Source organism: Alcanivorax borkumensis SK2 (genome assembly GCF_000009365.1).
Taxonomy (GTDB): domain Bacteria; phylum Pseudomonadota; class Gammaproteobacteria; order Pseudomonadales; family Alcanivoracaceae; genus Alcanivorax; species Alcanivorax borkumensis.
The window spans coordinates 2,650,742-2,671,495 of the sequence record NC_008260.1; the positions used below are offsets into that span (position 1 = coordinate 2,650,742).

Consider the following 20,754-nt stretch of genomic DNA (forward strand, 5'->3'; position numbering starts at 1 on the left):
TCGACTCAGCGCCCCCTCCATTACGGGGACACTCATGCGCGCGTTCACATTGCCATACAGAAAACCAGCAACCAACGGAGCGGAAGCCTGTTGGCTCCGTCATTAAAGCCCGTTAAAGATTCTGCAACACTCGGCGCAACCCAGCCACATGGCGCCGGCTCACAGTCAATCGCTCATCCACCCCGCGCAGGCGAACCTGATGGTGGCCTGCGGTGGCCATTTCCATACCTTCAATAAAGTTCAGAGCCACTAGTGCATTGCGGTGAATACGTACGAACTGATCACCGAATTCGGCTTCCAATTCTTTGAGGGTTTCATCAATCAGCACTTCGCCTTCGCTAAAGCACACCGTCACGTATTTCTGATCTGCCAGGAAATAACGCACGCAGTTCACCGGCACCAGCTCCAGCCCCCGATGGGTGCGAGCGCTGATATGGCCTCGACGACGCGGCTTGTCCTCACTCACTTCGCCACTAATTTCTGCCAGCTGAATCCTATTGAGCGTTTTCGCCTTGTTAAGCGCGGCAGTCAAATCCGCGGCATTAACGGGCTTGAGCAGGTAATCCACCGCATGCACACGGAACGCTTGCAGGGCATGCTCGTCATAGGCCGTACAGAAAATCAGTGCCGGCGGGTTATCCATCTTGCTCAGATGCTCCGCCGCTTCCATTCCATCCATTTCCGGCATGCGGATATCCATTAACACCACATCCGGTTTACAGGACTGAGCCTCAATAATGGCTTCACGGCCATTGCCCGCCTCAGCCACCACCTCGGCGTTTTCGATCTTGTCGACCAGTCGTTTCAGCCGGTCGCGAGCCAGTTGCTCGTCGTCGCAGACAAGTACCCGCATAAGTCTCATCCTTTTATTGCAGCGGATATTGGATTTCGATCTCATATTCTTTTTTTTGCGGGCGGGATTCCACCGCCACATGATCACCGTATAGAGCTTCCAGCCGATGACGTATATTTTCCAATGCCATGCGATTGCCTTTGTGATGCCCATCGCCTTCCGGCTTGGGATTGCTCACCGACAGCACCAGATTACCATTGTGAGCGAGGGCACGGATCGTCACCATGCCCCCCGCAGATAATGGCTGTATGCCATGATAAATGGCATTTTCAAGCAAAGGTTGCAAGGTTAATAACGGAATCTTCAAGGATTTTGCATCCACCTGAATGTCCCATTCCACCTGCAAACGCTCCCCCATCCGCAGCTGCTCGATGTGGATATAACGCCGACACAACTCAAATTCTTCTTCCAAAGAAGCCTCGTTACCACTGTTTTTAAGGCTTGCTCGGAACAGTACCGATAGATCTTCCACTACCTGCTCTGCCGCATCCGGGTCCACCGCGATAAGGCTGGCAATAATATTCATGGAGTTAAACAAAAAGTGCGGGCGAATCCGTGATTGCAGCGCTTGGATGCGCGCCTGCAATTCCGCCTGGTCCTTCTGACGCAACTGCTCCTGCACATAGAAATAGCGCATAACCAAACCCGCGATAATCGCTGCGATTAAGCCGTTAACCAAGGTTTCAGTCGACCACAACCCTATATCCAGCCCTTCTCCACTGGCCCAGCCCATCACCAGCCGAGCTAAGAAACTGAACAGCAAGGTATCGATAACCACCAGCAACACCACCACAGTGGAGGTCCAGGCAGGCGGCAAGCGGTTAAGCCTGCCTCGCAGCTGACAGATCAGCGCGGCAGAACTCAGCCCCACCCATTGCACAAACAAGGAGGTAACCGCCAGCCGCCCAACGCTAAAATCGTCGTAGTAAGTGGCCACCAACGTCACCACCAACGCCATTAACTCGGCCACCACCACCACCACCAACACGGCACGGGTACTGCACAAGTCAGGCAGAAAACTGTTATTCGCCGGGACATCCATTGCCACCTGCGCACTCCTTTAATACGGAAAAAGGCCTAATTATGAATATGTTATACCTGAATGAACCGCCACTCCCAAGAAATACTCTCCCCCTGCTATACTTGCGCCCCCGCAAACCAAGCGTTGAGCAAGTACGATGACTGACAAGCAGCAGAACAAACTCTGGGGCGGCCGCTTCAGCGAGTCCACCGACCAGTTCGTGCAAGAATTCACTGCCAGTGTGAACTTCGACCGGCGCATGTACCGTCAGGACATCTACGGCTCTCAGGCTCATGCAACCATGCTTGCGGAAGTGGGCGTGCTCACCGATGAAGAGCGCGACGCCATTATTGTGGGCCTGCGTGAAATCCAGCTGGAAATCGAAAACGGCGAGTTCCAGTGGTCCGTAGCACTGGAAGATGTGCACATGAACATCGAAGCCCGGCTCACCGACAAGATCGGCATCACCGGCAAGAAGCTGCACACCGGTCGTTCGCGTAACGACCAAGTGGCCACCGACATTCGCCTGTGGCTACGTGACGAATTGCTGATTCTGGAAGAACAGTTCCTGCACCTCATGCAAGGCCTGCTTAACCTGGCCGAGCGCGAAGCCGCCACCATCATGCCTGGCTTCACCCACCTGCAGACAGCCCAGCCGGTGACCTTCGGGCATCACCTGCTAGCGTGGTTCGAAATGCTCAAACGCGACCGGGAACGTCTGCTGGACTGCAAGAAGCGGGTTAACCGTATGCCGCTGGGGGCCGCCGCCTTGGCCGGCACCACCTACCCGATTAACCGGGAGCGCACCTGCGAGCTTCTCGGTTTTGACGGCGTCTGCGAAAACTCCCTGGATGCAGTGAGCGACCGGGATTTCGCCATTGAATTCTGCGCGATGGCGGCACTGACCATGACTCACTTGTCACGGATCAGCGAAGAGCTTGTGCTGTGGACCAGCGCCCAGTTCAACTTTATCAACCTGCCCGACCGCTTCTGCACCGGCAGCTCCATCATGCCGCAGAAGAAAAACCCGGACGTGCCTGAACTAGTGCGAGGCAAGACCGGCCGCGTTAATGGCCACCTGATCAGCCTGCTAACCCTGATGAAGAGCCAGCCGCTGGCCTACAACAAGGACAACCAGGAAGACAAAGAGCCGCTGTACGATGCCGTGGATACTCTCAAAGGCAGCCTGCGCGCCTTCGGTGACATGATCCCTGCGTTGGAACCCAACCGTGAAGTGATGCGCGAAGCGGCCCGTCGCGGTTTCGCCACGGCCACCGATCTGGCGGATTACTTGGTACGCAAAGGCATCGCCTTCCGCGACTCCCACGAGATCGTCGGCAAGGCGGTGGCTTATGGCGTAGAGAAAAAGAAGGATTTGGGCGACATGTCCTTGTCGGAACTGAAGCAATTCAGCGACCAAATCGAAGACAACGTGTTCGAAGTATTGACTCTGGAAGGCTCCGTGAGCGCCCGTAACCACATCGGCGGCACCGCCCCCGACCAGGTCCGCGCCGCTGTGGCCCGTGCCCGCGAGGCGCTGGACAACACCTAAGCCGGGCAACAGCAAGGCGGGAGCTTCAGTCTTTCCGCCTTGCTGTTGAGCTGGTGGCTAGGGCCGAGTTATTCGCCGCCCAGGTCCTCACCATTGGCTTCTGGCTGATACTCCACCGCAAGAATCTCCAGCTTCAAAACCTTGCCGTTGGGCGCCGGCCAATCAATGCTTTGGCCCACCGACAACCCCAACAACGCTGCACCCACCGGCGCCAGGATCGACACCCGCTGCGGCCCAGTATCGTGCGGATATACCAGCGTCAGGCACATTTCCCGGCCACGGCCCTGCTCCCGGCAACGAATCCGCGAATTCATGGTGACCACATCCGCTGGCATATCCTTTGGCTCAACCACCGTGGCGCGCAACAACTCCTCCTCTAGGCCATCAGCCACTTCGCCATCCACATCGGACAGCAGCGCCTCCAAACGGGCAACATCCAGACGAGACACGGTAATGACGGGAAGCGCCATGATTTTCTCCTTAACGTAAAACGCCCCACACGAGCACGGGTCCGTAATGCCGAAATCATTCAGGCACAGATTGGACACTCATGCGGAAGGGGCGAAAAGATCAACAGAAATGGGTCCACATTACGCAGACTATGAACCGATAGTAGACCTGATCTGTTTTTTCTCAAGCGGCGTTATCGGACACCCCCCTGCATTACCTCTAGAGTCGCTAACCGTTATACTTCTCCCCAGCAAACGGAGACCCCCATGCGCACATTCAGCCTGTTACTGTTCCTGCTGTTGGCCGGTTGCGGCCAAAAAGGTCCGCTGTATTTTGACCAACAGCGCAACGCGTCAACGCCGGCCAGCAACGCCGAGCCGTCGCAAACCAACGCAGACAGTGACGACACACAAGACAAAGAGGACGCTGACGCGTCAGCACAGGACTAATCATGGATCATTTTCAGTACCGCGACGGAGAATTGTTTGCCGAAGAGCTGCCGGTAGAGCAACTGGCGGACCGCTTCGGCACGCCGCTCTATCTGTATTCCCGGGCGGCGTTGGAACGTCACTACTTGGCGTTCGACGAAGCGTTCGGTGATCATCCTCATCAGGTGTGCTATGCGGTAAAAGCCAACTCCAATCTGGCCGTGCTGAATGTACTAGCCCGGGTCGGCGCGGGTTTCGACATTGTTTCCGGTGGCGAACTGGAACGCGTGCTGCGTGCCGGCGGCGACCCAGACAAAATTGTTTTCTCCGGAGTCGGCAAAACCGCCAACGAAATGGCCGCCGCCCTGAAAGCCAACATCCACTGTTTCAACGTGGAATCCGCCGCGGAACTGGAATTGCTGAACCTGGTGGCCGGCGAGCTGGACCGGGAGGCGCCGATCGCCATCCGCGTGAACCCGGATGTGGACGCCCAGACCCACCCCTATATTTCCACCGGTTTGAAAGACAACAAGTTCGGCGTGGACATCACTAAAGCCCCCGCCTTGTATCAACGAGCCGCTGAGTTACCGCACATCAAGATACTGGGCATCGATTGCCATATCGGCAGCCAGCTCACCAAACTCGATCCATTCGAAGCGGCCTTGGAGCGGGTATTGAAACTGCTGGCCCAACTGCAAGAGCACGGCATCGAGATTCATCATTTGGATTTGGGTGGCGGCCTAGGCGTGACCTACGACGACGAAACGCCCCCGGATCGCTCGGACTATGTGCAGGCCTTGCTCAAGCACATTCCCGGCGAGCTTCCCGTGCACATCGAACCAGGGCGCTCCATTGCTGCCAATGCCGGAATTTTTGTTACTCAAGTGCTGTTTCTGAAGCCCACCGAGCACAAAAATTTCGCCATCGTCGACGGCGCCATGAACGATCTGATTCGCCCCAGCCTCTACTCCGCCTGGCAGAACATTGTGCCGGTAAAACCCCACGAGGCGGACTGCCGCAACTGGGATATTGTCGGGCCAGTGTGCGAAACCGGCGACTTCCTGGGCAAGGACCGGGCCCTGGCACTGGAGACCGGCGACCTGCTGGCCGTGCGCAGTGCCGGCGCCTACGGCTTCGCCATGGCCAGCAACTACAACAGCCGCAACCGCCCCGCCGAAGTCATGGTGGATGGCGACCAGGCCTTTGTCGTGCGGCAAAGGGAAACCTATGACGAGCAATTGAAACTGGAATCGTTACTGCCATAGCAGTAAACGCAGCACGTTTCATGCGCAAAGGGTTTAAAAGAAAAGGCGGCCAGGCCGCCTTTTCTTTTTGTTCATAGTGATCCGGTTTTATACACCTCTTGAGGGGGCGCTAACCGCAGCACCTTGACCCCCAGCCAGGCATAAACCAACGCCAACACCGGGTTGATCAGATTAAAGAACGCGTAGAAAAGATAATCGGTCACCGGCACCAGCAATACCGATTGCATGTAGGCACCGCAGGTGTTCCAAGGGATAAGCGGGCTGGTGATAGTGCCACCATCTTCTAGCGCACGGGACAGATTCACTGGCGCCAGGCCCTGTTTTGCATAGGCTTCACGGAACATCCGGCCAGGCATAATGATAGAAATGTACTGGTCAGCAGTAAGAATATTGCTGCCAAAACAGGTGGCCAATGTGGCGGCGATCAACCCCGCTGCGCCCTTAACCGCCCCCAGCAGCCCTTCGATTAAGCGAGCAAGAAACCCTGCGTGCTCCATCACCGCACCAAAGGTCATCGCACAGATAATCAGCCACACGGTATTGAGCATGGACGCCATGCCGCCGCCAGACAGCAGGTTATTCAACGTCGCATCGCCGGTTTCCACGGTGATGCCCTGGTAAAAGGTCTGCCAAACCACTTTCAAAGACGCCACCCAGCCGGGTGCCGGCTCGCCAGCTTGCACCGCAATCGCCTGCGGCTGAAACATCAGAGCCCAGATCCCACCCAATAACGCGCCCAGAAAAATCGCCGGTAAGGCCGGCATCCGCTTGAGCGCCAGCACCAACAACACCAGCAATGGAATCAGGTGCAGCAAGGAAATATCAAACTGGCTTTCCAGCCCCTGTAGCAGCGGGGTAATTCGGTCCACTGTGTCGCCGGCAACGTCCGTATTCAGCCCCATCACCAAAAAAATCAGCAAGGCGATGACAATGGAGGGCACCGTGGTCCACAACATCAGGCGAATATGCTCAAACAGTTCCGAACCCGCCACCGCCGGAGCTAGGTTAGTGGTCTCAGACAACGGAGAAATCTTGTCACCAAAGTAGGCACCGGAGACCACCGCACCGGCCGCCACCGGCAACGACAACCCCAGCCCGCTGGCCACCCCGATCAACGCCACCCCCACGGTGGCCGCCACAGTCCAACTGGAGCCGATACTCAGGGCGATAATCGCGCAGATCAAACAGGCGGCCGCATAAAACAGGGCCGGATTCATCAACTCAAGACCAAAATAAATGAGCGAAGGCACGATGCCTGCCAACCGCCAGGTACCGATCAGGGCCCCCACACTGAGTAGAATCAGCACCGCACCCAACGCCACCGAAATACCCTTAATCATGGCGGTTTCGATTTCCCGCCAAGTCAGGCCATTTTTAAATGCGATTAATGAGGCAAGGCCGGCACAGATCAGCAAGGCAATCTGGTTGGGACCGGAGGAGGCACTATCGCCGTACAAATAAACCGCCGACGCCAGTAACACCACCAGTACTACGATCGGCAGCAGAGCATCCAGCAAGGAGGGGCGGCGGTATCGGGATTCGGTCATAGCGGCAACATTCAGCGGCTGAGCTTTCCGTTATACCCGACAGGCCACCAGTAAGCACATATCATCGAGGCAGAAAGCGGCGCTAGCCGGCGATGCTGGCCAGCGCTTTCAGCGCTTCACCGTCCAACCGGTAGCGAACCCATTCTGCTTGAGGTTGCGCCCCTAGGCTTTGATAGAACTCCATGGCCGGGGTATTCCAGTCCAGCACGCTCCATTCGAAGCGGCCGCAGTCACTGTCCACGGCAAGGGCCGCCAGTTTCGCCAACAGAGCCTTACCAACCCCTGCCCCGCGCGCTTGCGGTTCCACGAACAGGTCTTCCAAGTACAGGCCATTGCGGCCCTGCCACGTGGAGTAGTTAAAGAAATAGATGGCTAGCCCGACAATACGGCCGCCCTGTTCCGCGACCATGGCATGGGCCGTGGCGTCATCACTAAACAGAGTGGCAGCCAGCTGTGCTTCGTCAGTGGTCACCTGCTCTTCGGCTTGCTCATAACGCGCTAAATCGCGAATCAGGCGCAGCAGATCTCCCACGTCCTCACGGCCGGCCTGGCGCAGGGTGACGGTCATTGCGGGTTTTCGCCGGTCAGCATTTTCACCGTGGTATGGCCATTGGCATCGCACAGCGCCTCTTTCAACAGCGGCATAGCCTGTGCCATGTGCTGGGCCAACGTGTACGGCGGGTTAATGATCAGCATGCCGGTGCCGGTCATGCCACGGCCAGAGGCATCCGGGCGCACACAACATTCCACTCGTAGCAGGTTGGGAATTCCCGCCTTTACGAAACGGCGGATAAAGCTCTCGGTGCGGTTGCGATCCAACACCGGATACCAGATGGCATAGGTCGCCGTAGCAAACCGCTCCATGGCCATTTGCACGGCAGGCAATACACCGTTGTAATCCGCCTCCATTTCATAGGAAGGATCAATCAACACCAACCCTCGTCGATGACGCGGCGGCAACAGGGCTTTAAGCCCGTGCCAGGCATCATCCTTGAGGACTTGCACGCGCTTATCGTCAGCAAACTCGCGCTTGAGCAGCGTAAAATCGGTGCTATGCAGCTCAGTACATTGCAGCACGTCCTGCTCACGCAGCAGGCTAGCACTGATTTGCGGCGAGCCGGGATAATCCATCAGCCGTCCCACCGGATTCAGCTTTTCCACCAGTGACACATATTGATCAATCACACCCACTCCGGTGCGCTTACCAAATAGCTTGGCAATGCCATCCTGGTACTCACCGGTCTTTTGCATGTGCTCGCTGGCAATGGCATAGCTGCCCGCCCCCGCGTGAGTATCGTGGACAGTGAAGGGCTTATCCTTCTTTTTCAGGTATTCAATGATGGCCACCTGCACAATGTGCTTGAGCACATCCGCAAAATTCCCGGCGTGGTAACTGTGACGATAGGAAAGCATGTTTGCTGCCTGCAAGAGTGTGAGGCCGCATTGTACACCTGACGAGCGGGCTCGCGCATAGCCAAGGCGCCCCATCGAGAATGATAGAGTGGAAAGTTGAAACACCGCTAATCGCGCAGGCTCTCCGCCACCCAACCCCTGACGCCACCGCCACGGCAGAGTACAATGGCCTTTTACCCTGTAGCGGACACTTGCGATGAACCTGCGCTTTACCAAAATGCACGGCCTGGGCAACGATTTCATGGTCATCGACGGCATTCGACAGTCATTGCCAGAAACCGGCCTGCCTTTGCCTGCGGATGAAATACGCCGGCTGGCCGACCGCAAGTTTGGCGTGGGTTTTGACCAGATGCTAATCGTGCAGCCCGCCCAGGGCGATGCGGACTTCCGCTACCGGATCCTGAATGCCGATGGCTCCGAAGTGAGCCAATGCGGTAATGGTGCCCGCTGCTTCGCCCGTTTTGTGCGCGAACAGGGACTCACCGACAAAAAATCTATTCGCGTGGAAACCGCTGCAGGGCAAATGACCCTGTCTGTGACCGACGATGATCAGATCACCGTAGACATGGGCGCCCCTCGCTGGGCGCCAGACGCCATCCCCATGACCGCCAAAGCCGAAGCAGACAACTATTTTCTGGTGTCCGGCACCCAGGCCTGGGACGTAGGCGCCGTCGGCCTGGGCAACCCACACTGCACCCTGCTGGTGGAAAATGTGGATACTGCCCCGGTGGATACCGTCGGCCCGCTACTGGAAAGCCACGAACAATTTCCGGAACGGGCGAACGTGGGCTTTATGCAGATCGTCAGCCGCAACGAAATCCGCCTGCGCGTCTATGAACGTGGCGCAGGGGAAACCCTGGCTTGCGGCTCCGGTGCCTGTGCCGCAGTGGTGATCGGCCAACGCCGGGACTGGCTGGATGACACCGTCACCGTGCACCTACCCGGCGGCACCCTGCACGTCTGCTACGATGGGCAAGGCGGCATCCAGATGACAGGCCCCGCCAGCCATGTCTATGATGGCGCTATTGAGATCGCGCTTTAGCAAACGATTGAAAGCTCGGTGATGTCAGTGCCCACTGACCGGAACGAAAAACAAAGGACAGGATTGATGACGGATCAAACTCCAGCCAGCGCCGACCAGGTTGCCACCTATCTGCGTGACCATGCCGATTTCTTTCAGCATCGCCCGGAGCTACTGGAATTGTTACGTCTCCCAGACCCCAAAGGCGAGGCGGTTTCCCTACTGGAACGTCAGGCCGCCATTCTACGTGAGCGCAACACCGAGCTGCGCGATCGACTCAATGGCCTGCTGGATGTGGCCCGGGAAAACGATCACCTGTTCGACAAGACCCGCCGCCTGACACTGGCCCTGCTGGAAGCCCGCGGCCCCGAGAAGCTGTTTCGCAATTTGCTCACCAGCCTGAGCAGCGACTTCCATTGTGACCAGGTAGCCCTAATGCTGTACGACCGGGAAGTGCCCATTCTCGGCGACCTGCGCAACCAGATCCGCTGCGTGGACAGCGATGCCCTGCCCAGCGCCCTGAACCACCTGCTGCGCAGCGGCAAAGCCGTGTGCGGCGCCATGCGCACAGAAGAAATGGACGCCCTGTTCCAAGATAACGCCACCGATATCCGCTCCGCCGCCATGGTGCCACTGGAATACCAAGGCCGCTTGGGCCTGCTGGCCATTGGCAGTAAAAGTGCCATGCACTTCCGTAGCTCCTTAGGCACCTTATTCATTAGCCATATCGGCCAGGTACTCAGCCGCAGACTCCACGAAGTGGTGCGCCAATACCCCCACCAAGCAGCCAAAAAAACCAGCGACATTAGCTGATAAAGGACCGTTAACCGTGGATAGCGATAGCCATAACACACTGCAAACGGTTAACACCTTCCTAACCCACTTGGCCAGCGAGCGTCGCCTCTCACCGCACACCGTAAACGGCTATCAACGGGACCTGATCGAAGCCCGAACATTACTCGGCAGCCAACCCTGGGACACCCTCACCGTCCACGACATGCGCAGCCTCGCCGCCTCGCTACACCGCCAAGGGAAAAGCGGCAAAACTATTCAGCGCATGCTTTCCACCCTGCGTACGTTTTTCCGTTACCTGATGCGTGAAGGGCTTGCCCGCGACAACCCGGCCATAGACATTCGCGCCCCGAAAAGCGGTAAACGCCTGCCCAAAGCACTGGATGTAGATCAAGTCAGCCATTTGCTGGATGCCGGCACCAGCAACAGCGAACCCCTAGCCCTGCGCGATCAAGCCATAATGGAACTGCTCTATGCCTGCGGCCTGCGTTTGGCCGAACTGCTTAGCCTAAACCTAGACAGCATTGATCTGCATGAAAGCCAACTGTTGGTCACCGGTAAAGGCAACAAGACCCGGCAACTACCAGTGGGAAAACCCGCCCTCACCGCCGTGCGCCGCTGGTTGCAAGTGCGTCCCATGCTGATCAAAAGCAGCGACCAGAACGCTCTTTTTATCAGCAAAAACGGCCGGCGGCTGTCTCCTTCCAGCGTACAACAGCGGCTTAAACGCCATGCTCTGGAGCGGGGGCTCGATGCCCATCTACATCCGCACAAATTACGCCACTCCTTCGCCACACACCTGCTGGAATCCTCCGGCGACTTGCGGGCAGTGCAGGAACTGCTCGGCCACGCAGACTTGGCCACCACCCAGGTTTACACTCACCTGGATTTCCAACACTTAGCTCAGGTCTACGACGGAGCACACCCAAGAGCCCAGCGCCGCAAGGACGATGACGAATAAGCCTTGGCGCCTAACGCTGGGCACACAATGCTTGGCGCCAGTGAACCTGTATGCTGCCATTAAGCGTTTTACGGTAAACTACCCACCATGAGCATGCTCAAGCTGATCACTTTTGATCTAGATAATACTTTGTGGCCCGTGGATGAAGTGATTCGTCACGCTGAAAAAACCTGCAGTGACTGGATCGCCGCCAACCACCCGGATGCCGCCGCTGCGCTGAGTGCCGAACGGGTACGTGCGGTGCGCACGGCACTGCTTAAGGAAAAACCCGAGTATCTGGATAACCTAACCGCCCTGCGCCAAGACGCCATGAGTCGCGCCTTCACCGAGCACGGTTTCCAGCAAAAACAAGCCCGCCGCATCGCCATGGATGCCTTCAAGGTATTCCATGAAGCGCGCAACCAAGTGAGCTTCTTTCCCGGTGCCCGTGAGGTATTAGAGCAGCTCGCCGACAGCTACACCCTAGGTGCACTCACCAACGGCAATGCCGACCTGAAGATGATTGGTATTGCCGACCTGTTCGCTTTTCATCATTCAGCAGAGACCATAGGCAAGCGCAAGCCGGCGCCGGACATGTTCGCCGCCGCCCTGAGTTCCGCCGGGGTTCACGCACACCAAGCTGTACATGTTGGCGACCACCCCTTGGAAGATGTGCACGCGGCCCGTGAGCACGGCATGCATTCGGTCTGGGCCAACCTAATCAACCTGCCCTGGCCGGTTGAACTAGACCAGCCCCGTCACCATATTCATAACCTGCATGAGCTGCCAGATCTGGTGCCGCTCTTTGATGACTGACTGCGGAAACCCCAATGCCCCAACGCCAACAACTCGTTGCCCTGCTTGATGACCTGCAAGTAGAACTGGATCAGCAAGGCCTGTGGGCCGCACAGCCACCGGCACCGTCGGCCTTCAACAGCAGCACACCGTTTTTTGCCGACACCATGAATTTCAGCGAATGGCTGCAATGGGTTTTTGTGCCGCGCTTCCGAGCGATTCTAGAAGGAGACCACCCCTTGCCTGGGCAATGCGACATCGCCCCCATGGCAGAGGAAGCCCTGAAAGGCCTGGAGCAGGACGTAACGGAGGTCATCAGCCTGCTCAAACGTTTCGACGACCATTTCTGAAAATGTCACTGGCAGCCCGCATCATAAAATAGCCCGGACGGGCTCAGCCCCAGCAACGCTTCAACCGACACCGTCAATTATAGTCGTCGCTTTCAGAGTGCCAGTTGAGCATTTCGATGCGACCACACAGAGAAAATCATTCGTTCCGCTCGCCAATCAGCCGCACGGGACCGCGCCCGTTACCCCGCCTCGCTACGCGCCTATAGGGGCCCCGTAGAAAGCGCTGAAACCAAGGGACTATCGCGTCTTTCCAATCCCTCAATCCCTCAATCCCTCAATCCAGTTGAGCGTGGCATTAACGAATAACGCTGTCTTTCAATAAAGCGCGCCAGCCGCTTTCGTTACTATCGCCGGCGGACAAGGTCCACAACCATTCGCCGCGGGAATCCAGCGCTTCCAGCGCCGTCACTACCTGCCCATCCCCGGGTCTACGCAGCCGCCATAAGCTATCCATTTTCGCCATATCCAGCGACACCAGCGCGCCGTTATGGGCTAAATGACAATGACTACCTTGCCAACGCGGCGACGACCAAGGGGCGGTCATGCACAATCGCACGCCCTGATTACCCACACAAAGAGTGGTTGCCGCATCCCTGCTAGCCGCTTCTGCCAACACTGCCGGCAATGTTTCTGGTCGTACCTGGCAAGCAAAACTGTCGCGCACCGATCGGTACAACACTGCGCGCTGCTGCTGACACCGCTGCAGCAACCCGGCAAAATCATCGTCGTCAGCACTGCGTGCCCAATCACTTTCCAGCTGACTCAACGAGCCCAGATCACGGTTAGCCATGCGCGGTAGCAATGTCGGCAAACTCAGGGTCTGCTGATCGGGATGAAGCATGGCGCACACTAGCTCTTCGAAAGCCAACCCACCGCTGGCCGGCGCCACCGCTATCTGCTGTAACGGCTGACCGTTACGATCAAAGAACACCAAGCTGCGAGCTGGGAGTGCACCGGTAGGTTCCAACACCGCCAGCACCGAATGCCACTGGCCAACCTGCAAACTCTGCCGTAAACGACAGCGCTCACCCACGGATTCCAGCCACCATTCACCAGCAACGTCCGATTGCCCATCCTTGAGTGCGGGATAGTGCATGCTCTGGGAAATTCTCGAGCCACTGGAGAAGGTGGTCACCACCAATGAACCCAACCGATACAACGCCTTGAGAATGGCCAGGGGTTCATCTTGTAAGCGCAAAACTCGATCACCGAGGGCCGCACCGCACTGGCGTAGTAGTGGCGATGTCGCTGGAGCCGAGGGCCACGTCATAACAGACATATTGCCTCCAAAAAATATCGCAGCAAACAACACGCTTTACGCCATAACGCGCCAACAGGATTCAGGTGATTGATTGCCTTTTGGCCGCACCGAACGGTTTGGGTCGACTGCAGCCATGACACTCACACAGATCCTGTGCGCGTTGTGGTCAGCGGCATGTTGCCGTGCCGAAGAACCTTAAATTAGGTGTGGAACGCTGGCTGCGGCTGGCTGATCCACGTCAGGGAGAACGATAAACAAACGCAACATGCGACACACTTTACGCAACACCCAAAAGAAAGCGTTTCCCCCGTGCTAAGCCCAGCTCACACGCTGAAAGGAACTGGCGCGAGAGCAAAGCGTTAAAACGGATAACGCAGCCGCCGTATTATTGGCCTGTTATTGATGTCGCGTGGCGCATCACTTTGTCAAAATCAGTTTATTGTTGGACGTACGACGCAACTGGTAACGCTCACCGGCATGTTCAATCCACAATTTGCCTTGATGGTTGAGCAACAGACTGCTTGCCACCGCACTTTCAGCATTAATGGCGACCTGTCGTGTAGTAGTGGTAACGTTCTTTTTTAGCTGAGACATACTGACCTCCATTTCGTATATGAGAATCATTGTCATTATTGATTAGGTGTTCGTCAACGCCTGATTCTCATTTTCTGATCAAGACCTCATTTCAATGACCAGCAGTGGCATTGCCCCGCCCCACTCCCCGTCTCACCCCTGAGAAACCACAATTCAAAAGACCGTCGGAGCATTCATTGCTGCATTACATCAAAAACCACAAATCGCTACTCAACCCTCTATCGAAAGCCACCGGCAATGGCGTTAAACTGAAGCCATGAATATTGCGACGACACACTCCATGACCGAATCTCCGCAGGAACGCTTGGCCGCTATTCTCGATAGCCACCAGCCCTCCTCCATTTTGACTGTCAGCCTCAATCCCATTCCTGTCGTTGCCCAGTGGTGCGCCGATCACAACTGCACTCTGGTGGAAATTCAGGAACAGAACCCCTTCCCCGCGTTGGGTGACATTGACCGGGTGGATATCGCCATTGTTGCAGACCAGCTGGAATACATGCCCCACCATGACGGCGAAGCACTAATGGGCTTGTTGCGTAACCTGCATACCGATTCCATGGTGGCGGTATACCAACCCACCTTGGCCCCACAAAAACTACGTTGGCCAACCAACGGATTTCTGGCACTAGGCTGCCGGGAGCAGGGGCACTTCGCCGAAGACGGTCGCGAACTGAATATCTACAGCTACGACCTGGACAACTACAATTTCGAGCGCAAGTGGAACAACCCCCGCTTCTGGGCCAATCCGGAAAATTGGGGAAAATACTGGTGGTAACCTTTAGGCCGCGCTGCAGTGTGGAAATGGGCGCGGCGCTGTCGTATGGTTGCGCCGTCGACTGAATTGATGGCTCACCATGATTGGACACCGTTTTCGCGAAATTCTTATTTTCTGGTGGCGGCACCTTGGCCCGCTGTTTCTGGTCACCGCGCCCTTCGCCCTGATTACTGAAGCCACACAGTGGATCTTCGGCCCCTCGTTCGTATTGCCGGACACCGAAGGAGCCGCCCTGCAATTCAGCGGCATCAGCTTGGCGATCATTTTGTTGGTGAGGCCTTTAGCGGAAGGGGCGCTTTATGTGCAGCTCTCTGCTACCAGCAACAGCAAACCCCGTGGGCTGCTAGCCTGTATCGCACCCGCACTGCTGGTTTACCCGCCCCTGCTGCTCACCTACGCACTTCTGGCCATTGGCGTATCGCTGGGCTGGATGGCACTATTTTTTCCAGCGGTGTGGGTATATACCCGCCTGTGCTATGCACCTCTACTCGTGATCTTGAAACAACAAAGCCCGATCGAAGCATTGCGCCAGTCATTCCAAATGACACAGTCCCAGCAATGGCCGTTGCTGTTAACTCTGGTTCTAGTGTTCTTGACCTATCTGGTAATGAGTAGCGTGGTCGCCAGCGCCATTCTGGGTGTCGTTAGCCATACCACCGCCGCGTCACTACTGGCTGCACTGCCCATTTCGCTGATGAGCGCACTGGTCAATATTGCCGTGTTCCGTTATTGGTCACTGAGCCAACAGAGCGGCCCGAGCCAAGCCGACTAACCGCTTTCGCGACGGCAGGCTTCGCCAGAGGCAAAGACATCCGCCCCGAGTCATCATGGCAAGCGCCTATTTTGATGGCATACTCTTCTAGCAGGTGTGCAAAAATCCTGCTAACGAGGCACTAACCGGGGATATTCTGTGCAACAACACACCATGCACCTCAGCTGGACCGCCCACGGCAACCAAGAACATTACCTCTGGCACCTTGCAGACGGCAATGAGGTGCGCGTGGTCGATGGCCACCATGGCCATCAGGAATTCATGGAACCGGAAGAAGCTTTTCTCGCCGCATTGGCCAGCTGTCACCTGCTATCGTTTCTCACTGAAGCCGCCCGTGAAGGGCTGGCGGTGACAAGCTATGATGACGATCCACAGGGCATCCTGGGGCAGAACGATCAGGCAAAAATTTATATGCAGACCATGGTACTGCAACCGCTGGTCACGTTTAGTGGCGAACAACCTAGCATCGCTACGATCCAGGCTTTACACCAGCGCGCCCATGAAAAGTGTTTTATTGCCCAATCGGTGAGAAGCGAAGTACGAATAGAACCGCGAAAATAACGCTAAGCGGCAACGCGAGCTGGCCCAAACGCCACACGATCATCAATGTGTCCGCAGAGGCTTGCGCTGAAAATAGACAAGGCTGAAAGCAAAAGGGCGCCCTTTTGCTGAAACCAGTAGCGACAGGGCTTTCGAGTTTTGAATCATCTAAACAAAGAGGTCACGTCCAGGCTCAGTGCGTAGCCTCTATCGGTTAGGGTAAGGGTCCCCCCCAACCTTTGGACGCGTGTAAACTTTCAACTCATTTGCGTTCGTATACCACAAAGGAATAATCGTAGGGGTTGGGCCCTTCAGCGGGGAAATCTTCACGAGCAATTTCTTCCCATTCGCCCTTGTCGTACTCCGGAAAAAAAGTATCCCCATCGACCTCAGCATGTACCTCAGTGAGGTAGAGCCGCTGGGTCTGCGCCAGCGCCAGCGCGTAGATTTCCGCACCGCCCATGATCACCGCTTCTTCCTGGCCTTCAATGAAGGCCACGTTCTCTGCCATGGTAATGGCGTCATCCACTGTGGCCACCACCTTGGCGCCCTCAGCTTGATACGCTGGCTGGCGGGTAATCACGATATTTGTGCGACCCGGCAGGGGGCCTTTCAGTGATTCCCAAGTCTTGCGGCCCATGATCACCGGCTTGCCGAAGGTTACCTGCTTGAAGTACTTCAAGTCGTTGGGCAAATACCAGGGCAACTTATTATTCCGCCCGATCACATTATTAGTGGCCTTGGCGACCATCATGGAAAGTCGAATGGACATGAACATACCTACGCTTGAACCCACCCCCTAACGCCGGACAAAAGCTCTGTTGCATCGAGCATCCGGCTTCAGGGAGGAGTCGTTAGATTGCCACCGGCGCTTTGATGTGCGCGTCGGGGTTGTAGTTGCTGACGGTGAAATCGTCAAAGGTGAAGGCAAACAGATCCTTCACCGCCGGGTTCAACGTCATTGTCGGCAACGGGCCAGGCGTACGCGCCAGTTGAGTATCCGCCTGCTCCAGATGGTTGGAGTAGAGATGCGCATCGCCCAAGGTATGCACAAAATCACCCGGCTGCAGATCACACACCTGCGCCATCATCAGCGTCAGCAAGGCATAGGACGCAATATTGAATGGCACGCCAAGAAAAATATCGCCACTGCGTTGATATAGCTGGCAACTAAGTTTGCCGTCCGCCACATAGAACTGGAACAAGCAGTGGCAGGGTGGCAACGCTTGCTTGCCTGCTGCTGCATTGGCATCCGGTGAAATGGACGGATCCGGCAGCACCGCGGGGTTCCAAGCGCTGACCACCAGGCGCCGGGAGTCCGGATTGCGCTTGATCTCTTTCAGCACCTCGGTGATCTGATCAATCACCCCGCCATCCGCCGTTTTCCAACTGCGCCACTGCTCACCATAGACAGGCCCCAGCTCACCCTCCGGTGTCGCCCAGCCATCCCAGATGGACACGCCGTTTTCCTTTAGATAACGGATATTGGTGTCACCAGACAGGAACCACAGTAACTCGTGAATAATCGAGCGCAGATGCAGCTTCTTGGTGGTGAGCATAGGGAAGCCCTGGCTCAGGTCATAGCGCATCTGGTAACCAAACACCGCATAGGTGCCGGTGCCAGTGCGGTCTTCCTTATACGTTCCGTGCTCGCGGACGTGGCGAAGCAGATCAAGGTATTGCTTCATGCCTTCACTCCTCGCTCATCGTTTCGATATGCCCACACCAACACAGCGATACCGAGCACAACCATCGGGATGCTCAACAGCATGCCCATGGTCAACCAGCCGCCGGTGAGATAACCAATATGGGCATCCGGCTCACGGAAGAACTCCACAAAGGTCCGCGCGCAGCCATAACCGATGCTAAACAAGGCCGTCACCGCGCCCGCCGGTCGCGGCTTGACCGAGTACACCCATAGCACCAGAAACAGCACCACACCTTCCAACACCATCTCATAAAGCTGGGAGGGATGACGCGCAATCTGCAATGGGTCGGTGGGAAACACCATGGCCCAAGACACGTCACTGGCACGGCCCCACAACTCCGCATTCATGAAATTACCAAAGCGCCCGGTCGCCAAGCCAATCGGCACCATAGGCACCATAAAATCTGCTACCCGTAAGTAGCGCTTGCCTGTTTTACGAGCAAACAGCCAGAAAGCCACTAACACGCCAATCGCGCCGCCGTGGAAACTCATGCCCCCGGTCCACACCTGGAACAGCCACAGCGGATCTTGCAGGAATTTATCAAAGTTGTAGAAGAACACGTAACCCAAACGGCCACCAATGATGACACCCAGGGCCCCATAAAACACCAAATCGCCCACCTGGTCTTTGGTCCAGCCAGAGCCAGGCTGTTTGGCCCGGTACACACCCAACAGCCAGGCAGCGGCAAAGCCAAACATATACATCAGGCCATACCAGTGCACTTTCAGGGGGCCAATGGCGAACGCCACCGGATCGATATGCGGGAATTCCATAGGTTGTTATCCAAAAGCCAGTTTGAGGCCAAGCACAAAAAGCACCAGAGCGAAAACCTTCTTCAAGGTAGCGGACGGCAGCCGATGGCTGAGCCGCGCACTCAGGCGCGCAAACGGGAAACTGGTGAGCACTATACCGACTGAGGCAGGCAAAAACACATAGCCTAAGGCCCCCTCTGGCAAATGCTGCTCATTCCAGCCGGCCACCGCAAACCCCAGCGTGCCGGCAACGGCAATGGGCAGGCCACAGGCGGAGGAAATCGCTACCGCTTCCTGCATTTTCAACCGACACCAACTCAAGAACGGCACCGTCAACGAACCACCGCCGATACCAAAAATCGACGACCCTGTGCCGATGAGCACTCCCGCCAGTGCCAACCCAGGGGTACCAGGCACCCGTTGCGGCAAGCTTTCATCTAGCGCCTTGCGGCCCACCAGCAACATCTGCACAGCAATCAACATGGCAAACAGACCAAACAAACGGGTCAACAGTTCCCCTTTCATCGCATCGGCGATGAACGCCCCAGCAAAAGCACCCAACACAATGCCCACCCCCAAGCGCACCGCCACAGGCCAGCGCACAAACCCGGCCTTGTGATGGGCGCGTACCGCACTGATGGAGGTAACGATGATGGTACTGAGGGATGTGGCCACCGCCATCTTGGCAACCAGATCATCAGGAAAGCCCAGGCCACGAAACAGAAAAATTAGCGCAGGCACGATAACCACACCACCCCCCAAGCCTAGCGCTCCAGCCAACAGGCCTGCGCCCACACCCACGCCCAAACAAATCAAAAACAGTTCCAGCACAGCCACTCCAACACAACTCGGGGTAAGGCAGGTATGCTAGCACGGCTCAACACCTTGCGCCGGGGCTCATTGACGGACACTGAAAGCCCCTGGGCCTCAGCGCTGGAGCGGTTTTATAGCGGCGAGGATAACGGCAGGTGAGCGAAACAAAGAAAGGAAAAATCAATGTGCATTGTACTGTTTGACTGGCAACCAGGCTCTGCCACGCCCCTTAGAGTGGCGGCGAATCGGGATGAGTTTCACGCGCGACCCGCAGAACCGGCCCGCTGGCGTGACGGTATTTTTTGTGGCCTAGACCTAACTGCCGGGGGCACGTGGCTGGGGATTCACCGTAACGGCCGCTTCGCGGGGGTTACCAACTATCGCGAACCCATCACCGACCGCCAACCCGGCGAACGGTCCCGCGGGCTATTACCCTTCGCGTTCCTAAAAGGGGAACAGACGCCAGAACAGTTCAGCCATCACCTCGCCAAGGAACAACATCACTACGGTGCCTTCAATCTTTTGGTGGGCACAGTTAACGCGGACCCTGAACAGGATAGCCTCTGGTATTTAGGCAACCGAGGCGCAACACCAAGGGCGGTCCGCCCCGGCATTCATGGCCTCAGCAACGGCCTGCTGGACGACCCCTGGCCCAAAGTAGAGCGAGCCAAACAGAATCTGGCCGCCGCCGTTACTGCCGGTGGGAACCTACAACAGCTCCTGCAGGTGGTTGACGACCGCTATCAACCCAACGACAGCGAGCTGCCAGACACCGGTGTCGGCATCGACCTTGAAAGGCTGATCGCCCCCATTTTTATCCAGTCAGAAACCTACGGCACCCGCGCCAGTAGCGCCGTGATTTTGGACCGAAAACAAGGGCCGCAAATGCTGGAACAGCGGTGGCAACCGGACGGTAACGCGGCCGGCAATCCAAGCCAGAGTTTCACCAAGCGATAGCACGCTCTCAAGACGCTCCTTGCACGATCAACCTTTGCGGATGGTTCGTAATCAACCCATTCGAGGCACAACGCGATGTTAAAGGAGCGTGCCCATCTATCGATAAAGCGCAACGAGAGGTGCCGGTCATGACGCTCTCTCGATTAGTTTTATT

At 56.7% G+C, this 20,754-nt stretch carries 24 protein-coding genes; 12 read left to right on the forward strand and 12 right to left on the reverse strand.

Features of this window, described 5'->3' with window-relative positions:
• Positions 1–112: 112 nt before the first annotated feature.
• Together ABO_RS11915 and ABO_RS11920 are read right to left on the reverse strand one after the other, a co-directional pair.
• Positions 113–853: a LytR/AlgR family response regulator transcription factor gene (locus ABO_RS11915; RefSeq protein ID WP_011589597.1), complete on the reverse strand. Its 741-nt coding sequence runs from the start codon at positions 851–853 to the stop codon at positions 113–115.
• 13 nt (positions 854–866) lie between these two features.
• Positions 867–1,895 (reverse strand): sensor histidine kinase, encoded by a 1,029-nt coding sequence (locus tag ABO_RS11920; RefSeq protein ID WP_035461774.1) that lies wholly within the window; start codon positions 1,893–1,895, stop codon positions 867–869.
• Between the two features lie 136 nt (positions 1,896–2,031).
• Between ABO_RS11920 and argH the strand changes: the two genes are divergently transcribed.
• A complete protein-coding gene (gene argH, locus ABO_RS11925; protein ID WP_011589599.1) occupies positions 2,032–3,426 on the forward strand; it encodes an argininosuccinate lyase in 1,395 nt (464 codons plus the stop codon).
• Positions 3,427–3,494: 68 nt separating this feature from the next.
• Here the strand turns inward: argH and rnk are convergent, their stop codons facing one another.
• Positions 3,495–3,896 carry a nucleoside diphosphate kinase regulator gene (gene rnk / locus ABO_RS11930; protein ID WP_011589600.1) on the reverse strand — a complete coding sequence of 134 codons (402 nt, stop codon included), beginning with the start codon at positions 3,894–3,896 and terminating at the stop codon, positions 3,495–3,497.
• Between the two features lie 246 nt (positions 3,897–4,142).
• Between rnk and lptM the strand changes: the two genes are divergently transcribed.
• Positions 4,143–4,325 (forward strand): LPS translocon maturation chaperone LptM, encoded by a 183-nt coding sequence (lptM, locus tag ABO_RS11935; RefSeq protein ID WP_011589601.1) that lies wholly within the window; start codon positions 4,143–4,145, stop codon positions 4,323–4,325.
• A 2-nt stretch (positions 4,326–4,327) separates the two neighbouring features.
• Positions 4,328–5,569 (forward strand): diaminopimelate decarboxylase, encoded by a 1,242-nt coding sequence (gene lysA / locus ABO_RS11940; protein ID WP_011589602.1) that lies wholly within the window; start codon positions 4,328–4,330, stop codon positions 5,567–5,569.
• Positions 5,570–5,640: 71 nt separating this feature from the next.
• On the opposite strand, the gene nhaC is transcribed toward lysA, so the two are convergent.
• The 3 genes from nhaC to ABO_RS11955 form a co-directional block, all read right to left on the reverse strand.
• Entirely contained in the window at positions 5,641–7,116 is a 1,476-nt protein-coding gene (gene nhaC / locus ABO_RS11945) for a Na+/H+ antiporter NhaC (protein WP_011589603.1), read from the reverse strand.
• Between the two features lie 82 nt (positions 7,117–7,198).
• Positions 7,199–7,684 carry a GNAT family N-acetyltransferase gene (locus ABO_RS11950; protein WP_011589604.1) on the reverse strand — a complete coding sequence of 162 codons (486 nt, stop codon included), beginning with the start codon at positions 7,682–7,684 and terminating at the stop codon, positions 7,199–7,201.
• Complete coding sequence (locus ABO_RS11955; protein WP_011589605.1) at positions 7,681–8,529, reverse strand: 23S rRNA (adenine(2030)-N(6))-methyltransferase RlmJ; 849 nt, start codon at positions 8,527–8,529, stop codon at positions 7,681–7,683. The genes ABO_RS11950 and ABO_RS11955 overlap by 4 nt, the downstream gene beginning before the upstream one ends.
• A gap of 196 nt (positions 8,530–8,725) precedes the next feature.
• Here ABO_RS11955 and dapF point away from each other — a divergent pair, with 196 nt between their 5' ends.
• The 5 genes from dapF (at position 8,726) to ABO_RS11980 (ending at position 12,427) form a co-directional block, all read left to right on the forward strand.
• Complete coding sequence (gene dapF / locus ABO_RS11960; protein ID WP_011589606.1) at positions 8,726–9,571, forward strand: diaminopimelate epimerase; 846 nt, start codon at positions 8,726–8,728, stop codon at positions 9,569–9,571.
• Between the two features lie 66 nt (positions 9,572–9,637).
• Positions 9,638–10,363, forward strand: coding sequence for a DUF484 family protein (locus ABO_RS11965; protein WP_011589607.1), 726 nt, complete (start codon positions 9,638–9,640; stop codon positions 10,361–10,363).
• Positions 10,364–10,379: 16 nt separating this feature from the next.
• Positions 10,380–11,303 carry a tyrosine recombinase XerC gene (xerC, locus tag ABO_RS11970; RefSeq protein ID WP_011589608.1) on the forward strand — a complete coding sequence of 308 codons (924 nt, stop codon included), beginning with the start codon at positions 10,380–10,382 and terminating at the stop codon, positions 11,301–11,303.
• A gap of 87 nt (positions 11,304–11,390) precedes the next feature.
• A complete protein-coding gene (locus ABO_RS11975; protein WP_011589609.1) occupies positions 11,391–12,098 on the forward strand; it encodes an HAD family hydrolase in 708 nt (235 codons plus the stop codon).
• A gap of 14 nt (positions 12,099–12,112) precedes the next feature.
• Positions 12,113–12,427 carry a YqcC family protein gene (locus ABO_RS11980; RefSeq protein WP_011589610.1) on the forward strand — a complete coding sequence of 105 codons (315 nt, stop codon included), beginning with the start codon at positions 12,113–12,115 and terminating at the stop codon, positions 12,425–12,427.
• A gap of 295 nt (positions 12,428–12,722) precedes the next feature.
• On the opposite strand, the gene ABO_RS11985 is transcribed toward ABO_RS11980, so the two are convergent.
• Both ABO_RS11985 and ABO_RS11990 read right to left on the reverse strand, forming a co-directional pair.
• Positions 12,723–13,706: a hypothetical protein gene (locus ABO_RS11985; RefSeq protein ID WP_011589611.1), complete on the reverse strand. Its 984-nt coding sequence runs from the start codon at positions 13,704–13,706 to the stop codon at positions 12,723–12,725.
• Positions 13,707–14,105: 399 nt separating this feature from the next.
• A complete protein-coding gene (locus ABO_RS11990; RefSeq protein ID WP_035461766.1) occupies positions 14,106–14,282 on the reverse strand; it encodes a hemin uptake protein HemP in 177 nt (58 codons plus the stop codon).
• A gap of 280 nt (positions 14,283–14,562) precedes the next feature.
• Here ABO_RS11990 and ABO_RS11995 point away from each other — a divergent pair, with 280 nt between their 5' ends.
• The 3 genes from ABO_RS11995 to ABO_RS12005 all read left to right on the forward strand — a co-directional run bounded on the left by ABO_RS11995 (position 14,563) and on the right by ABO_RS12005 (position 16,390).
• Positions 14,563–15,057 (forward strand): DUF6231 family protein, encoded by a 495-nt coding sequence (locus ABO_RS11995; protein WP_231483549.1) that lies wholly within the window; start codon positions 14,563–14,565, stop codon positions 15,055–15,057.
• 79 nt (positions 15,058–15,136) lie between these two features.
• Positions 15,137–15,829 (forward strand): hypothetical protein, encoded by a 693-nt coding sequence (locus tag ABO_RS12000; RefSeq protein ID WP_011589615.1) that lies wholly within the window; start codon positions 15,137–15,139, stop codon positions 15,827–15,829.
• A gap of 138 nt (positions 15,830–15,967) precedes the next feature.
• Positions 15,968–16,390, forward strand: coding sequence for an OsmC family protein (locus ABO_RS12005; RefSeq protein ID WP_231483547.1), 423 nt, complete (start codon positions 15,968–15,970; stop codon positions 16,388–16,390).
• Between the two features lie 241 nt (positions 16,391–16,631).
• Here ABO_RS12005 and ABO_RS12010 read toward each other — a convergent pair whose 3' ends face one another.
• The 4 genes from ABO_RS12010 to ABO_RS12025 all read right to left on the reverse strand — a co-directional run bounded on the left by ABO_RS12010 (position 16,632) and on the right by ABO_RS12025 (position 19,661).
• Entirely contained in the window at positions 16,632–17,141 is a 510-nt protein-coding gene (locus tag ABO_RS12010; RefSeq protein ID WP_035461824.1) for a dihydrofolate reductase, read from the reverse strand.
• A gap of 82 nt (positions 17,142–17,223) precedes the next feature.
• Entirely contained in the window at positions 17,224–18,057 is an 834-nt protein-coding gene (locus ABO_RS12015; protein WP_011589618.1) for a thymidylate synthase, read from the reverse strand.
• On the reverse strand, positions 18,054–18,851 hold the full coding sequence (gene lgt / locus ABO_RS12020) for a prolipoprotein diacylglyceryl transferase (protein ID WP_011589619.1): 798 nt from the start codon (positions 18,849–18,851) through the stop codon (positions 18,054–18,056). The genes ABO_RS12015 and lgt overlap by 4 nt, the downstream gene beginning before the upstream one ends.
• 6 nt (positions 18,852–18,857) lie before the next feature.
• Positions 18,858–19,661 (reverse strand): sulfite exporter TauE/SafE family protein, encoded by an 804-nt coding sequence (locus tag ABO_RS12025; RefSeq protein ID WP_081424072.1) that lies wholly within the window; start codon positions 19,659–19,661, stop codon positions 18,858–18,860.
• Between the two features lie 165 nt (positions 19,662–19,826).
• Here ABO_RS12025 and ABO_RS12030 point away from each other — a divergent pair, with 165 nt between their 5' ends.
• On the forward strand, positions 19,827–20,600 hold the full coding sequence (locus tag ABO_RS12030) for an NRDE family protein (protein ID WP_011589621.1): 774 nt from the start codon (positions 19,827–19,829) through the stop codon (positions 20,598–20,600).
• Positions 20,601–20,754 lie beyond the last annotated feature (154 nt).

Bases quoted from the DNA above. Each gene is read 5' to 3' on its own strand.
- ABO_RS11985 (WP_011589611.1), bottom strand. From the start codon at position 13,706: ATGTCTGTTATGACGTGGCCCTCGGCTCCAGCGACATCGCCACTACTA.
- ABO_RS11955 (WP_011589605.1), bottom strand. From the start codon at position 8,529: ATGCTTTCCTATCGTCACAGTTACCACGCCGGGAATTTTGCGGATGTG.
- nhaC (WP_011589603.1), bottom strand. From the start codon at position 7,116: ATGACCGAATCCCGATACCGCCGCCCCTCCTTGCTGGATGCTCTGCTG.
- argH (WP_011589599.1), top strand. From the start codon at position 2,032: ATGACTGACAAGCAGCAGAACAAACTCTGGGGCGGCCGCTTCAGCGAG.
- ABO_RS11975 (WP_011589609.1), top strand. From the start codon at position 11,391: ATGAGCATGCTCAAGCTGATCACTTTTGATCTAGATAATACTTTGTGG.
- ABO_RS11980 (WP_011589610.1), top strand. From the start codon at position 12,113: ATGCCCCAACGCCAACAACTCGTTGCCCTGCTTGATGACCTGCAAGTA.
- ABO_RS11950 (WP_011589604.1), bottom strand. From the start codon at position 7,684: ATGACCGTCACCCTGCGCCAGGCCGGCCGTGAGGACGTGGGAGATCTG.
- ABO_RS11965 (WP_011589607.1), top strand. From the start codon at position 9,638: ATGACGGATCAAACTCCAGCCAGCGCCGACCAGGTTGCCACCTATCTG.
- lptM (WP_011589601.1), top strand. From the start codon at position 4,143: ATGCGCACATTCAGCCTGTTACTGTTCCTGCTGTTGGCCGGTTGCGGC.
- lgt (WP_011589619.1), bottom strand. From the start codon at position 18,851: ATGGAATTCCCGCATATCGATCCGGTGGCGTTCGCCATTGGCCCCCTG.
- ABO_RS11920 (WP_035461774.1), bottom strand. From the start codon at position 1,895: ATGGATGTCCCGGCGAATAACAGTTTTCTGCCTGACTTGTGCAGTACC.
- ABO_RS12030 (WP_011589621.1), top strand. From the start codon at position 19,827: ATGTGCATTGTACTGTTTGACTGGCAACCAGGCTCTGCCACGCCCCTT.
- ABO_RS11995 (WP_231483549.1), top strand. From the start codon at position 14,563: ATGACCGAATCTCCGCAGGAACGCTTGGCCGCTATTCTCGATAGCCAC.
- ABO_RS11915 (WP_011589597.1), bottom strand. From the start codon at position 853: ATGCGGGTACTTGTCTGCGACGACGAGCAACTGGCTCGCGACCGGCTG.
- ABO_RS12000 (WP_011589615.1), top strand. From the start codon at position 15,137: ATGATTGGACACCGTTTTCGCGAAATTCTTATTTTCTGGTGGCGGCAC.
- dapF (WP_011589606.1), top strand. From the start codon at position 8,726: ATGAACCTGCGCTTTACCAAAATGCACGGCCTGGGCAACGATTTCATG.
- ABO_RS12010 (WP_035461824.1), bottom strand. From the start codon at position 17,141: ATGTCCATTCGACTTTCCATGATGGTCGCCAAGGCCACTAATAATGTG.
- ABO_RS11990 (WP_035461766.1), bottom strand. From the start codon at position 14,282: ATGTCTCAGCTAAAAAAGAACGTTACCACTACTACACGACAGGTCGCC.
- lysA (WP_011589602.1), top strand. From the start codon at position 4,328: ATGGATCATTTTCAGTACCGCGACGGAGAATTGTTTGCCGAAGAGCTG.
- ABO_RS12015 (WP_011589618.1), bottom strand. From the start codon at position 18,057: ATGAAGCAATACCTTGATCTGCTTCGCCACGTCCGCGAGCACGGAACG.
- rnk (WP_011589600.1), bottom strand. From the start codon at position 3,896: ATGGCGCTTCCCGTCATTACCGTGTCTCGTCTGGATGTTGCCCGTTTG.